This window comes from Brevundimonas sp. PWP3-1b1 (assembly GCF_049896065.1).
Taxonomy (GTDB): domain Bacteria; phylum Pseudomonadota; class Alphaproteobacteria; order Caulobacterales; family Caulobacteraceae; genus Brevundimonas; species Brevundimonas intermedia_B.
Map to the genome: position 1 here is coordinate 2,096,999 of NZ_JAFCTO010000001.1, position 13,547 is coordinate 2,110,545.

10 protein-coding genes and 1 pseudogene are annotated in these 13,547 nt (G+C 66.5%); 5 read left to right on the forward strand and 6 right to left on the reverse strand.

Annotation, left to right across the window (positions count from 1 at the left end; all coding sequences use genetic code 11):
- Positions 1 to 137 precede the first annotated feature (137 nt).
- From ACP69V_RS10370 to ACP69V_RS10395, 6 genes are all read right to left on the reverse strand, one after another.
- Positions 138 to 515 (reverse strand): helix-turn-helix domain-containing protein, encoded by a 378-nt coding sequence (locus tag ACP69V_RS10370; RefSeq protein ID WP_426017879.1) that lies wholly within the window; start codon positions 513 to 515, stop codon positions 138 to 140.
- Between the two features lie 12 nt (positions 516 to 527).
- Positions 528 to 821, reverse strand: coding sequence for a type II toxin-antitoxin system HigB family toxin (locus ACP69V_RS10375; protein WP_426023753.1), 294 nt, complete (start codon positions 819 to 821; stop codon positions 528 to 530).
- Between the two features lie 38 nt (positions 822 to 859).
- Positions 860 to 2,551 (reverse strand): alkaline phosphatase family protein, encoded by a 1,692-nt coding sequence (locus ACP69V_RS10380; protein WP_426023754.1) that lies wholly within the window; start codon positions 2,549 to 2,551, stop codon positions 860 to 862.
- A 73-nt stretch (positions 2,552 to 2,624) separates the two neighbouring features.
- Positions 2,625 to 3,569, reverse strand: coding sequence for a DUF808 domain-containing protein (locus ACP69V_RS10385; RefSeq protein WP_426023755.1), 945 nt, complete (start codon positions 3,567 to 3,569; stop codon positions 2,625 to 2,627).
- A gap of 3 nt (positions 3,570 to 3,572) precedes the next feature.
- Positions 3,573 to 4,781, reverse strand: a complete 1,209-nt coding sequence (locus tag ACP69V_RS10390) for an LL-diaminopimelate aminotransferase (protein ID WP_426023756.1) — start codon at positions 4,779 to 4,781, stop codon at positions 3,573 to 3,575.
- 163 nt (positions 4,782 to 4,944) lie between these two features.
- Positions 4,945 to 6,996 (reverse strand): TonB-dependent receptor, encoded by a 2,052-nt coding sequence (locus ACP69V_RS10395; RefSeq protein ID WP_426023757.1) that lies wholly within the window; start codon positions 6,994 to 6,996, stop codon positions 4,945 to 4,947.
- A 210-nt stretch (positions 6,997 to 7,206) separates the two neighbouring features.
- Here ACP69V_RS10395 and ACP69V_RS10400 point away from each other — a divergent pair, with 210 nt between their 5' ends.
- The 5 genes and pseudogenes from ACP69V_RS10400 to ACP69V_RS10420 all read left to right on the forward strand — a co-directional run bounded on the left by ACP69V_RS10400 (position 7,207) and on the right by ACP69V_RS10420 (position 13,454).
- Positions 7,207 to 7,791, forward strand: a complete 585-nt coding sequence (locus tag ACP69V_RS10400) for an RNA polymerase sigma factor (RefSeq protein WP_426023758.1) — start codon at positions 7,207 to 7,209, stop codon at positions 7,789 to 7,791.
- Positions 7,748 to 7,918 (forward strand): annotated as a pseudogene (locus tag ACP69V_RS10405) (FecR/PupR family sigma factor regulator); the annotation flags it as partial. The gene ACP69V_RS10400 and the pseudogene ACP69V_RS10405, both read left to right, overlap by 44 nt.
- Entirely contained in the window at positions 7,919 to 8,725 is an 807-nt protein-coding gene (locus tag ACP69V_RS10410; RefSeq protein WP_426024056.1) for a FecR family protein, read from the forward strand. It abuts the pseudogene before it with no gap.
- Positions 8,726 to 8,815: 90 nt separating this feature from the next.
- Positions 8,816 to 11,809: a TonB-dependent receptor gene (locus tag ACP69V_RS10415; protein WP_426023759.1), complete on the forward strand. Its 2,994-nt coding sequence runs from the start codon at positions 8,816 to 8,818 to the stop codon at positions 11,807 to 11,809.
- 169 nt (positions 11,810 to 11,978) lie between these two features.
- Positions 11,979 to 13,454, forward strand: a complete 1,476-nt coding sequence (locus ACP69V_RS10420; protein ID WP_426023760.1) for an alkaline phosphatase D family protein — start codon at positions 11,979 to 11,981, stop codon at positions 13,452 to 13,454.
- The last annotated feature ends 93 nt before the right edge of the window (positions 13,455 to 13,547 follow it).

The following is a 13,547-nucleotide window of genomic DNA, read 5'->3' on the forward strand; positions in this document are numbered from 1 at the left end:
CTGATCGCCATCCGTTTGGACGGCTTGGGCGCTTTAGCCCCTTCTGCCAACGAAACCTTTTCCACGTAAGGCCGCAGCCCCGCCGGGAAACACGAGTTTACGACCCCGAAACAGGAGTTTATCGCGCCGTCCGCATATCAGGCCGCCTGAGGTTCGCCGATCAGCGCCTGAACCGGAATACGCCATTCGCGAGACAACTTGCGGATCTGCGTCACGGACAGGGCGCGTCGGCGGTTCAGCACTTCGGACGCGCGCGACCGTGACCCCAGCACTTCCGACAGATCAGACTGGCTCAGCCCCTGCCGTTCCATCGCAAAACGGATCGCCTCGACCGGATCGTCGGCAGGCATGGGGAAGTGGTCTTCCTCGTATTTCGCCAACAGCAGTCCCAGAAGTTCAAACCGATCACCGGCCTCGCTGCCCGGTTCGGGCTCGTCGTCGAAATAGGCTTCATAGGCCGCCTTAGCCGCCTGATAGTCGGCCTCGTCGCGAAGAATATGGATGTGCATGGTCATCTGCTCCTCGGCCTAGACGGTTTCAACGTCGATGCGATCATACTCGGCGTGCGTGCCGACGAACTTCACCAGCACCTGTTTGAAGGTGTAGGAAATCCGCACCACCACGCGATACTTGTTGCCGCCGACATCGAAGATCACCCGATTGTCGCCGACGAAATCAGCGGAACGAAAATCGTCCCTCACATCCTGCGGAGACCGCCAGTCTGCGGCCCTCACATGGTTGTACCAGTTCGTCAGCGGCCCCTTGGCCGGCGTATGACGGGTCCAGAAGGTCTGGAGTGTCTTCCGGGCGACGACGTTCATACCGCCTTATAGCGCGATCCCGATTTGGGAACAAGCCATCACTTGGTCGGGCATGAAGCCACCGCAAACCCGTTCAGGTCCATGCAACGGCCCTCGACCACCGGCGTCGGAACACCGATGACATGAGCCAGGGTCGGGGCGATATCGACTGTGCGGATGGGCAGGAACCGCTCTTCGCCCTGCGCGCCGGGCCACCAGAAGATGATCGGAACGCGACGGTCGTATTCCCACGGCGTGCCGTGACCGGCCAGGGTCGAGCCGACACGGCCGCCGGCCGTTGTGTTCTGGGCCCAGGCGAACTGGATGTCGGGCGAGCGCTCGGCCACGGTGGACAGGCGCATCCGTTCGCGCACCGTCATCATCTCGGGCTGGCGGCTGTCGGGCAGAGGTTCGGCCAGCAGCCGGTCTCGCGTCTCGGCGAAGGCCACGTCCGGCAGGGCGCGCAACATCTCGACCGCCGCTTCGGCGACCTGGGTGCGCAGCGGATCGGGCAGCGACCTGTGCTCGGCGTCGGCGACCATCCAGCCGCTGCCGCCGGATTGCAGCGGATCGGCGTCCAGGTTGAAGCGCGCCTTCAGGGCCGCATTCACGCCCTTGATCGCATCCATGTCGGCCCGATGCGCCTGGGGATAGCCGTGCTCATGCAGCCGCTCGACGAAGTCCGAACCGCCATGGTCCGCCGTCAGCACCACCAGGGCGCCGCCCGGAACCTGGGCCAGCTTGTCCAGGAAGGCGCCCATCGCCGCGTCCAGCCGGTGCATCTGCTCGCACATCTCCGGGCCCTGGGTGCCGTACATATGGCCGATCCGGTCCGTCGCCGACAGGCTGACGCCCAGCATGTCGGTGGTCGCGCCCTGGCCCAGCTTCTGGCTGTCCAGCAGATACTCCGCCGCCTTCAGCGTCTGCTCGTCCAGCAGCGGCGAGGTGTCGAACTTCAGCCCCGCAGGCGGCAGCACGGAATGGAAGGTCTGGCCGCGAATGGTCCAGTCGCCGGCCAGCGCCCGGCACTGTTCGTTCTGATAGTCCCAGGCCACAGGCGTCGCCGCCGCCCAGGCGGTGAACTGGGTGTTGAAGGCCGCGACGGGGGCCAGCCTGTCCTGCGCCGTCTGCCCCGGCTCGACATAGGTCGTCAGGCCGAAGCCCTCGGTGAACCAGAAGGCCTGCCCCTGATGACCGGCTAAGTTGATCGCGCCGCGGTCCTTGCCCGACACCGCCATGACCTTGCTGTCGGGACTGACGGCCTTCAGCCAGTCTCCCAGAGTCGTGACCCGCAGCTGATCCGGCCCTACCGGCCCGTTGTCGGTGTCGTCACGTCCGTGCGCCAGATGGTTCTGGGGCGCGGCCAGGCAATAGACCTCCCTGCCGGTCTTGCCGTCGACCCAGTCGTTGGCCGGAATGCCCGTCTCGACCGGATGCATGCCCGTCAGAATGGTCGAATGGCCGGGGCAGGTCTCGGTCAAGCCGTGGGTCTGATAGCCGTTGATCGACACCAGTCCCTGGTCCGCCAGACGACGAAAACCGCCGGTGTAGCGGCTGCGATACTGGTTGAAGAGGTTGGCGCTGAACTGGTCCACCACGATGGTGACGATCAGCTTCGGCGGCGTCAGCGCGGCGACGGCGGCCTGTGGGGCGACCTGCCGGACCGGCGCCTCGGCGACGGAGGCGCAGGCGCCGCCCGCCATGGACAGGGCGGCCAGCAACGCGGCGGCGGCGTGACGCGACAGGGACATGAACAACTCCAACAACAGGCGACCGGCCTCTAGCCGCCGCCGATGGCGTGCGCGTGACAGGGCGCCGTCGCTCCTAGTGCGATTCCCTGGACCGCAGCCTTGCGACCTGATGCAGGACCAACACCACCAGCCCGCCGACGATCAGTCCGACCACGGCCGAGACCACGGCGGTCATCAGCCAGAAAGCGACGCCGCCGAACGGTCCCAAAGCCGCATGAACGGCATATTCGATCTGCCCTGTCGGCACGTCGGGCCAATGCAGGCCCAGCGTATGGGCGCCGTGAACCAGAATGCCCCCGCCGACCCACAGCATGGCGGCGGTGCCGATGACCGACAGGGCGCTCATCACCACCGGCATGCCCTTGACCAGGCCGCGACCCAGGGCGCGCACGCCGCCGTTCGGCCGCTGGGCTAGATGCAGGCCGATGTCGTCCATCTTCACGATCAGACCGACCGCGCCATAGACGACGACCGTCATGGCGATCCCGACCACCGCCAGCACGGCCGCCTGGGTCAGGATAGGCTGGGCCGCCACATCGGCCAGGGCGATGGCCATGATCTCGCCCGACAGGATCAGGTCGGTCCGCACCGCGCCGGACACCGTGGTCTTCTCCAGCGCCGCCGCATCGCCTACGACCGGCGCCGCGTCCTCGTGCCCGCCGTGGCCAAGGGCCTCCAGCAGCTTCTCGGCCCCCTCGAAACAGAGGTATGTCCCGCCGCACATCAGGATCGGCGTGATGGCCCAGGGCGCAAAGGCGCTCAGCAACAGGGCCGCCGGCAGGATGAAGATCAGCTTGTTGCGGAACGACCCCAGGGCGATCTTGCCGATGATCGGCAGCTCGCGGCTGGGCGACAGACCCATGACATAGCGCGGCGTCACCGCCGCATCGTCCACCACCACCCCGGCCGCCTTGGTCGAGGCCTTGCCCGCCGCCGCGCCGACGTCATCCAGCGACGCCGCCGCCAGCTTGGCGATGCCCGCGACATCGTCGAGCAGCGCGATCAATCCGGACGGCATGGCTCAGTCTTCCCGGCTGGGCGGCACATTGACGCCCTGCGACTTCAAATAGACCTTGATGTTGCGGGCGGCCTGGCGGATGCGCTGCTCGTTCTCGACCATGGCGATGCGGACGAACCCCTCGCCGTTCTCGCCATAGCCGACGCCTGCCGCCACCGCGACCTTGGCGTGGGTCAGCAACTGCTTGGAGAACTCAAGACTGCCCAGATGCGCCAGCGCCGGCGGCAGCGGCGCCCAGGCGAACATGGACGCGGCGGGTTTGGGGATGTCCCAGCCCGCACGGCCGAAGCTCTCCACCAGGACGTCGCGGCGGCGGTGATAGAGTTTACGGTTCTGCTCGACGATGTCCTGCGGTCCGTTCAGCGCCGCGCACGCCGCCGCCTGGATAGGCGTGAAGGCGCCGTAGTCGAGATAGGACTTAACCCGCGTCATGGCCGCGATCAGCTTCTTGTTCCCGACCGCAAACCCCATACGCCAGCCGGCCATGCTGTAGGTCTTCGACAGCGAGGTGAACTCGATCGCCACGTCCTTGGCCCCCGGAACCTGCAGGATCGAGACCGTCGGCTTGCCGTCGTAGTAGAGCTCCGAATAGGCCAGGTCGCTGATGATCCACAGGTCGTTGGCCTTGGCGAAGTCCACGACGCGTTCATAAAAGGCCAGGTCCACCGTCTCCGCCGTCGGGTTCGACGGATAGTTCATCACCAGGATCTTGGGCCGGGGCACGGTGAAGGCCATGGCCCGCTCCAGAGCCTCGAAATACTTCTCGTCCGGCGTGGTCGGCACGCTGCGGATCGCGGCGCCGGCGATGATGAAGCCGAAGGTGTGGATCGGATAGGACGGATTGGGCGCCAGGATCACATCGCCCGGCTCGGTGATGGCCGTGGCCAGGCTGGCCAGCCCCTCTTTCGAGCCCATGGTGACGATCACCTCGGTCTCGGGATCCAGATCGACGCCGAAGCGGCGGCCATAGTAGTTGGCCTGGGCGCGACGCAGGCCGGGAATGCCCCGCGAGGCCGAATAGCCGTGGGCGTCGGGCTTGCGCGCCACCTCGATCAGCTTGTCGATCACATGCTGGGGCGGCGGCAGGTCGGGGTTGCCCATCCCCAGGTCGATCACGTCCTCGCCTGCCGCACGGGCCGCCGCGCGCATCGCATTGGTCTCGGCGATGACATAGGGCGGCAACCGCTTCATGCGGTAGAATTCTTCGGACATGACAGGCTCGTCGTTGTGGTCTTCGGCCGGGGGTCGGCCGTCTCTAGCGATTAGCGCGCCTGCGGCCCCAAGCAACAGCGTTGAAGGTCATTTTCACCCGCTAGGCGGACGAAATCTGCGCCTCGCGCAAAAACGCCGTCGGAAAAGGCGGTTCCGGTTGCGATCAATAGCTCAGGCGCAAACCAACGCTGACCGTACGCGGCGGGCCGTAACCGGCGACGCCCGTCCCCGTTTCCGACACCTCGACATCGGTGTCGAACAGATTGTCCGCCGCCAGCCACAGGGTCGTGGCCGGATTGAGCGCCCACTCTCCCCGGGCGTCCAGCGTGACGGCGGCGTCCAGAACGCGGCTGTTCAGGTCGTCGTCGAACCGGCTGGATTCGTAACGCGCCGCCATCGCCAGGGTCAGACGATCCGTCGCGCGCCAGTCCAGACCGGCGGTCGCGCTCCACTCCGGCGCCTGGGCGGGACGCAGGCCCGTCAGTTGTGCGGCGGCCGATCCGCCGTCGATCTCGGCGTCGGTCCAGGACACGGCCGCGTTCAGCGACACCGCCGACGACAGGTCCATGGCGCCGTTCAGCTCCACGCCCCAGGCGTCGATGGTCCCCGCGTTCTGGCGCTGGCGCAGCACGCCGCCCGCCGGCACGAAACCGGCGCGGGGGAAGGTGGCAGGCCCGGCCCCGATCGTCACATTGACGATGGCGTCCTCGATCTGGTTCCAGAACACCGTGGCGCCCCAGCGTACGCCGTCGCGGTCGAACGCCAGCCCGGTCTCGATCCCCTTCAGCGTCTCGGGGCTCAGGGCGGCGTTGGCCTCGGTGATGTCGTTGCCGACGCGGAACGGCCGGTGCAGTTCGTTCAGCGTCGCCGGCCGGAAGCCGGAATAGGCCGCCGCCCGCGCCGCATAGCCGCCGCCCAGGTCACGCCGCACGGCCAGGCGCGCGCTGACCACTTCGCCCGACCGATCCGGATCGTTCTCGTTCAGCAGAACAGCCCCGGTCGCCAATGTGTATTCGTTGCGGAACCCGCCCGTATTTTCCCACCGATCCACCCGCAGACCGCCCGCCACCAGCCATTCGGCCGCCGTCCAGGACGCATCGACGTAGGCGCCGGCCACCGCCGTTTCGCCGCCCGCGCGACGACCTCTGGCGAAACCCGCGCCCGTGGGATTGCTGAACAGCTCGTTGGTCTCGCCGTCGTTGAAGCGCGCATCCGCGCCCACTTCCCACTCAAGGCGACCACCCGCGAACTCCGCCATGCGACGGCGTAGGGCGGCGTTCAGCCCCCATCCCGTTGCCGGCGTCTTGTACTGGTCGTTGGCCGGCGTGGTCGTCGCCCGGTCGGCCGACACAGAGGCCGAACTGTTGGCCAGGTTGCTGTCGATCCGCCAGGCTTGCAGCCGCCAGCCATAGCCGTCGGCGGTCGGCGCCTGGGCGGCCGTGGCGCTGAGGCTGTGGCCGCCGGCGTTGGCGCGGGTTCCGGCCAGGCCAGATCCGCGATCCTCCTCCCAAGTCGCCGCCCGCACCGACAGGTTGGCCTGTCCCAAGGCCGTATCGACCCGCAGAGCCGCGCTGCGACTGTCGAGGTCCAGCGGCGTGTCCGCCGCCCCCGCCGCCGGTCCTCGCACGGGCACATAGCCGTCGCTGATCTCGCGCAGTCCGCTCAGCGTCACCGCCACCGGCCCTAACCGCGTGGAGGTCGAGCCCGCCGCGCGCACGCCGCCGCGTTCGGCGGCCGAGACATCCAATACGCCCCCCAGACCCTCGTTGCCGGGCCCACGTTCGCGCAGGGTGATCGTGCCGGTCAGGGCGCCCGCCCCATACGGCCCCGACCCCGCCCCTCGGATCACGTCCAGACTTTCCAGCGATTCCGGCGTGGCCTGAGACCAGATCACCCAGCCCCCGAACGGGTCGTTCAGCGGCACGCCGTCCAGCAGCACCAGCGTCCGCCCCGCCCCCGACGGCGCGATGGCCCTCAGCGATATGCCCTGTGTCGTCGGATTGGCCGCCGCGCTGGTCGTGCGTCGAAACAGCGACACCGCCGGCACGGACCGCAGCGCCTCGTCCAGGCGCATGGATCGCGACAGCACCTCCTGGTCGATCCTCACCACAGAGAACGCGGCGTCCGCCGCCGCCGGCGGCAGGCGCGCGGCGGTGACGACGATCTCGGGCAGGCTGGCAGGGGCGACGACGGGGGGAGAAACGTCCTGGATCATGCCGCAGTCACTAGACGCTGGCGCTCCCACGCGAAAGCGCCGATGCCGAACGCGCGGATGAGAACGGCACGACACAACCTTCCGCCATCACCGACTCTGGCGACTCGCTTGTGTGTCAGTGCGGGCTCCGGCCCTGAGTCAGGCCCGACGCGGGCCCGTTGGGATCATTGCCGGTTATTTCTGTCACAGACCGCATCTATGGCGTCTCGCGTGCGTCAGGACAGCTCCGCCATAGGGCTTCGGATCGAAGCCGCCGCGAACGCAGGCGATCAACGCCGCCAGACCGGACTGTCGGATGCCGATTGGCATGACATTCGGCACGCGGTGCTGGTTTATGTCCGGCGTCGCGGCCACCCCCAGGATGTTGCAGAAGACGTCGCCCAGGAAAGCCTGACGAAGCTTCTTCACTATACGCGGCAGGGGCAGGTCGCGAGCCTGTACGCGCTCGCGTTCAAGATCGCGGCCAACAGCCTGGTCGACCGATTTCGCGGCGAAGGTCGATACGAGGCCGCCGTTCCAGAGACCTATGCCTGCAACGCCCCCTTGCCGGACACGGTCACCTCGGACCGACAACGGCTCGCTCGGCTCTCCGCCGCCCTTGGGCGGCTTCCCCCGCTGAGGCGCGCCGTGCTGCTCAGACGGCGGATGGACAACCAGTCGATCGCCCGCATCGCGGCCGAGATGAATCTCTCGACGGCCGCCGTCGAGAAACATGTCGTGCGGGGGCTTTCAGATTTGCGCAAAGCGATGGATGACGGGGAAGAACTCAAAGGATCGTCTCGTGACGCCCAGTGAAAAGGTCAGAACGGAGGCGGCCTTCTGGGTTGAGCGCATGAATCGTCCCGCCTTCGATGCACGAGACGGCGCCGCCTTCGACCAGTGGATGCGAAGCGACGCGGACAACCGCGACGCCTTCGCCGCCATGGCCGCGCTGTGGGACGACGGATTTGTCGAGCCCGACGCCCGGATCGATCCCGTCGCCCTAAACCGTTCGCGATCGACTTCGGCGGATCAGCATTCCGGCCGTCGTCGTTGGGTCGCCGCGTCGCTCTTCGGGGCTACGGCGGCCGCCCTCGTGGCCATCGCGTTCGTTCCTGCGATCTTGCCGCGCAGCTATTCCAGCCTGCCTGGCCAGAAGCAGATGATCCAACTGGCCGACGGCTCGACCGTCCAGCTGGGAGGCAACAGTCAGGTCGACGTCCAGTATCTGCCCTGGCGCCGCACGGTGCGCTTGAAACAGGGCGAGGCCGGCTTCGACGTCTCGCGTGATGCGAACCGCCCCTTCGACGTCCAGGCCGGCCAGGTTGACGTCGTCGTGCTCGGCACCGCATTTCACGTCGATCGGCTGGCCAAGGGGCGCGTCGGCGTCGCCGTCACACGCGGCGCCGTCGACGTCAGGACGGTCAATGGCCGTGACAGGCTGGCGGCGGGCCAGGCGGCCCGGGTGACCGATCGCGGCATCGGACGCGTCGCCATGCAGGTCGAGGACAGTCAGTGGTCGGCAGGCTGGTTCGTCGCGCGAAACATCCCCCTTTCCGATCTGGTCGAGAAGCTTCGCCGCTACAGCAACCTTCCAATAGAAATAGAAGACGATGAATCAGAGAACCTGATGATCGTCGGACGCTTCAATGTTTCCGATCCTGAGTCCGCCCTCAAAGGTATCGAAAGCTCTTACGACATAGAAATCACCCGGCGATCTGAGACCATTTATATTTCTACATCAAATTGAAACATAACAGACGCGAAAACTTACACATTATCTTTGTCCGGTTTCTCTGATCGGAACCGTCTTCCCCCTTGAACCAACACGGGGGACTTCATGCGCAAACACCTTTTCCTTCTGCTCGCCTCGACGGCGATCGTGCCCGTGGCGGCGTCGCCGGCCTGGGCCCAGGCCTCCGTTGAACGGAGCCGCACCTACAGCTTCAACCAGCCCGCCCAAGAGCTGGAAACCGCCCTCATCGCCTTCTCGCGCGTGACCGACCTGCAGGTCGCGTCCTCGGCGGCCGACCTGGAAAGCCTGCGTAGCGCGCCGTTGAGCGGATCGATGACCGCGTCCGCCGCCTTGGCCGAGCTGACACGCGGCCTACCGGTCGATGTCCGACTTTCCGGCCGGACGGTGTCGGTCTCTCGTCGCTCGGACGCGACGGCGTCGGCGCCTGCGCCGACTGCTGCCGTGATCGCGGCCCGTCCTGTCGCTCAGCCCGCCTATCCCTCCGAAACGATCACGGCGCTTGATGAGATCGTCGTCACGGGTTTCCGGTCGAGCCTGAGCCGCGCCCTGTCGCGAAAGAAGGCGGCAACGGGGTCGCAGGAGGTCATCCTGGCCGAGGACATCGGCGCCTTTCCCGACCAGAACCTGGCGGAGGCGCTGCAACGCGTTCCCGGCGTCGCGATCACCCGTGACAGCGGCGAAGGCCGACAGATTTCGTTGCGGGGCCTGGGTCCGGACTTCACCCGCACCCAGCTGAACGGCATGGAGGTGCTCAGCAATACGGCGTCCGGCCTGGATAGCCGAAGCGGCGCCAGCCGCTCGCGGTCCTTCGACTACAGCGTCTTCGCCTCCGAGCTGTTCAACCAGGTGGTGGTCGAGAAGTCCTATGCCGCAGAACAGGACGAGGGCGGGATCGGCGGTACGGTGTCGCTGCGCACGGCCAAGCCCTTCGACTATCAGGGCCGGACCTTCGTCGCCAACGCCAAGGTCCAGTCCAACCAGTACACCGACACGCCGGGGCCACGCCTCGTCGCGCTGGCGTCGGATCAATGGGGCGACTTCGGCGCGCTGGTTTCGGTCGCCTACAGTTCGGCCGAAACGGTCGAGTGGGGCTATCGCAACTGGAACTGGTCCAAGATGAATTTCGGGGCGGCCAACGTCGGCCCCGGCGTCTCGGCCGAGGATCGCGACCGACTGGTCAACGCCACGGGCGCTGAACGGGCCTGGAACTCCCGCGCCCAGACCTACGGCACCTGGTTCAATGAGCGCGAGCGCATCGGCCTGACGACGACGCTGCAGTATCAACCCAGCGACGCCACCGACGTCACGCTCGATCTGATGTACGGTCAGCTCTCGAATGACCGCGACGAGCACGTCCTCGGCAACGCCGGCACGAATGGGCTGTCCGCCAACGACGTCCGCGGGACCCAGGTGCTGCAATCGGTCACCCTCGACCGCTACAACAGCATCACGGACGCCGTGGTGTCCGGCGTCGATGTTCGCTCGGAGTCCAAGCCGACGGTCGATCAGACCGAGTTCTGGCAGGCGGCCCTGAACGGGCGCACCATGCTGACCGACAACCTTGAGGTTTCCGGGCTTCTGGGCTGGTCGAGCTCGACCTTCGATTCCAACTGGCAGCGCGTCTATCTGGAATCCGTCGGCCACACGGTGTCGTTCAGCGATCTGGACACGGACAACCCGGTCAACACCTACGACTTCGATCCCACCGATCCTGACGCATGGGATCTGCAGTCCATCCAGTGGCGCCGGGACCATATCGAAAACGAGTTCTACACCGGCGAGGCCGGGCTGAAGTGGACGCCCAGCGCCATCTCCACCATCAAGGCGGGCGCATCGTTCAAGAAGTTCACCAACAGCGGCTTTCGCTATGATGCGACCGCCAACTACGAAAATCGCAACGCGCTGGCCTCGATCCCCACGATGCTGACGAACCATTCCACCGCCCTGCCCTATGTGGTCGGCGACGTGGCTGCGATCTTCGAAGCCTTGGGACAGGACGGAAGCCTCGACGCGCGAAACCTGTCGGTCGGAACCGACTATTCGGTCGAGGAGCAGACGGTGTCGGCGTTCGGCCAGTACGATCTGAACACCGACATCGGCCCGTTCGGTCTGCGAGCCAATGTCGGCGTGCGCTACTACGACACCGAACTGGTCTCCATCGGCTCGTCGGCCACCAGCGCCGGGCTCGTGCCTGTCGAGATCACCAACCGCTACGAAGGGTTCCTGCCGGCGCTGAACATCGCTCTGGACATCAGCCCCGAACTCGTCGTCCGCTTCGGCGCCAACCGCAACATCAGCCGACCAGCTCTGGGCGACCTGAGCGCGGCCGCCACGGTGCGGGTCGCGGGCTATGGCGGCACGATCAGCGCGGGCAACCCCAACCTGACCCCCTACACGGCGGATTCGATCGAAGGCGCCATCGAGTACTATGACGGCGATCGTGGCTACCTGGGGCTGAGCGTCTTCCACAAGGAGATGAAGTCCTTCGTCACGACCGAAACCTCCACCGTCCCCTACAGCGAAACCGGCTATCCGCTCGATCTGCTTGAAGAGGGCCAGGACGGCTCGGTCGTGTTCAACTTCACCCGGCCCGTCAACGGTCCCGGTGCGGGGATCCGGGGGGTCGAACTGTCCGCCCGGCGTGATTTCGACTTCCTGCCGGCGCCGTTGGACGGCTTCGGCGTATTGGCCAATGTGACCTATGCCGATGGCGAGACGGACGTTTTCTACAACGGCGTCGCGTACCGGCTTCCCTTGGTCGATCTGTCGAAATGGTCCTACAACGCCACCCTCTATTACGACAGCGAACGCATCGGGGGGCGTGTGTCGATGGCGTCGCGTTCGCGCTATCGCAAAGGCAACGGCGGCAACGACAACATCGGCGAATATTTCGCCCCATCGACCGTGGTCGATGCGACCGCCTACTACAACGTCACGCCTACGGTTCAGATTCGGGTCGATGCGCTCAACATCACCGATGAACCTGTGATTCAATATGCCGACACGGACGCGCGTCGTCTGATGACGAGCACAGTAAGCGGCCGAACCCTGTCCATCGGGGCGTCCATCCGCTTCTGATGCCGCAGCGGCCGCACCGTCCCCGGTGCGGCCGCACAGCAGCTTCGACCTGACCTGGCGCAACTGACCCATGTTTCATAATCGCATCAATCGACGCGGCATCCTTCTGTCCGGACTTGGCCTGGGCCTTGGCCTGCCCGCTGCAGGAGCGGTCGCTCAGACCCCGGACATGCCTTTCCGGACCTATCCCTTCACCTTGGGCGTCGCGGCCGGCGATCCGACGGCCGATGGGTTCGTCATCTGGACGCGGCTCGCGCCCAACCCCCTGGTTCAGGACGGCGACATGCCGCCCATGGATGTCGCCGTCGGCTGGGAAGTGTCCACCGATCCGGCATTCCGCAAGGTGATCCAGAAAGGGCGCGGGATCGCGCGCGCGGCGCTCGCCCATTCGGTCCATGTCGAGGTCGCCGGCCTGGCGCCCCACACCCCCTATTGGTACCGCTTCTTCGCGCCCGGAAACCTGCCGAGCCCCGCAGGACGCGCGCGCACGCTTCCGCTTCCCGGCGCCGCCGTGGATCAGGTGCGATTTGCATCGGTGGGCTGCCAGGATTTCGAGCGCGGCTTCTACACCGCCTATCGTCACCTCGCGACGGAGCCCGACCTCGACGTCGTCTTCCACTATGGCGATTACATCTACGAGTTCGGCCCCCGCGAGCACGATGTCGTGCGACGACACTGGGGCGGCGAGACGACCACCCTCTCGGACTATCGGCTGCGCTATGCGCAATACAAGCTGGATCCAGACCTGCAGGCCGCCCATGCGGCGTCGGCCTTCGTCATGACGTTCGACGACCACGAGATCGATGACAACTGGGCGGGCGAATACGGCAAGGACGGCGGCCCTCCGGCGGTGTTCGCGGCGCGAAAGGCCGCCGCCCTTCAGGCCTGGTACGAGCACGCCCCCGTTCGCCCCCGCGTCCGGCCCGGCGTCGCCGGCGCACAGGCCTTCCGTCGTTTCGATTTCGGGCAGCTGATGCGGATGCACGTCCTGGACACGCGGTCACACCGCAGCCGCCAGGAGTGCGAAGGCGCCGCCATGACGCCGCTGGAGCGCGCCGCCTGCAGGCCGGCCTATGCCGCATCGCGCACGATGTTGGGCGCCGAACAGGAGGCTTGGCTGGATGACGGTCTCATGCCCGGCTTCGGCTGGAACTTCATCGCGCAGCAGGTGATGGTGATGCCCTACGACGTCCGAAAGGACGGAGAGACCACGGCGCGACGCAGCACCGACAACTGGAACGGCTATCCGCAGGCGCGGCTCGCTCTCATCGACAGCATCAGAAGCAAGGGGCTGACCAATGTCGTGATCGGCAGCGGAGACATGCACCAGAACGTCGTCGGCTATGTGCCCCACGACCCCCAGGATCCCACGTCCACGCCAATCGCCAGCGAGTTCCTGGCGACATCGATTTCATCGGGGGGCAGCGGCGGGCTGCGTCACCCGAACGAGCTGAACGTGCTGGACAACAATCCGAACGTTCAGCTGCTCAACAATCAGCGCGGCTACCACCTCTACACGGTCTCGCCGAACGACTGGACGGCCGACATCAAGGTGCTGGATCAGGTGGACGGGCCCGACGGCCGATTGACGACCCTGGCTCGCTTCAAGGTCGATCCACGCGACCCCACGCCGCAAAGGGCATGAGACCGGGATCGCGCGCTGCTACGTCGCTTCCGCATCGGTGCGATGCGGAAGCGACGGCTGTGGCCTCACGGGATTGAAGTCATCCCTTGCGGC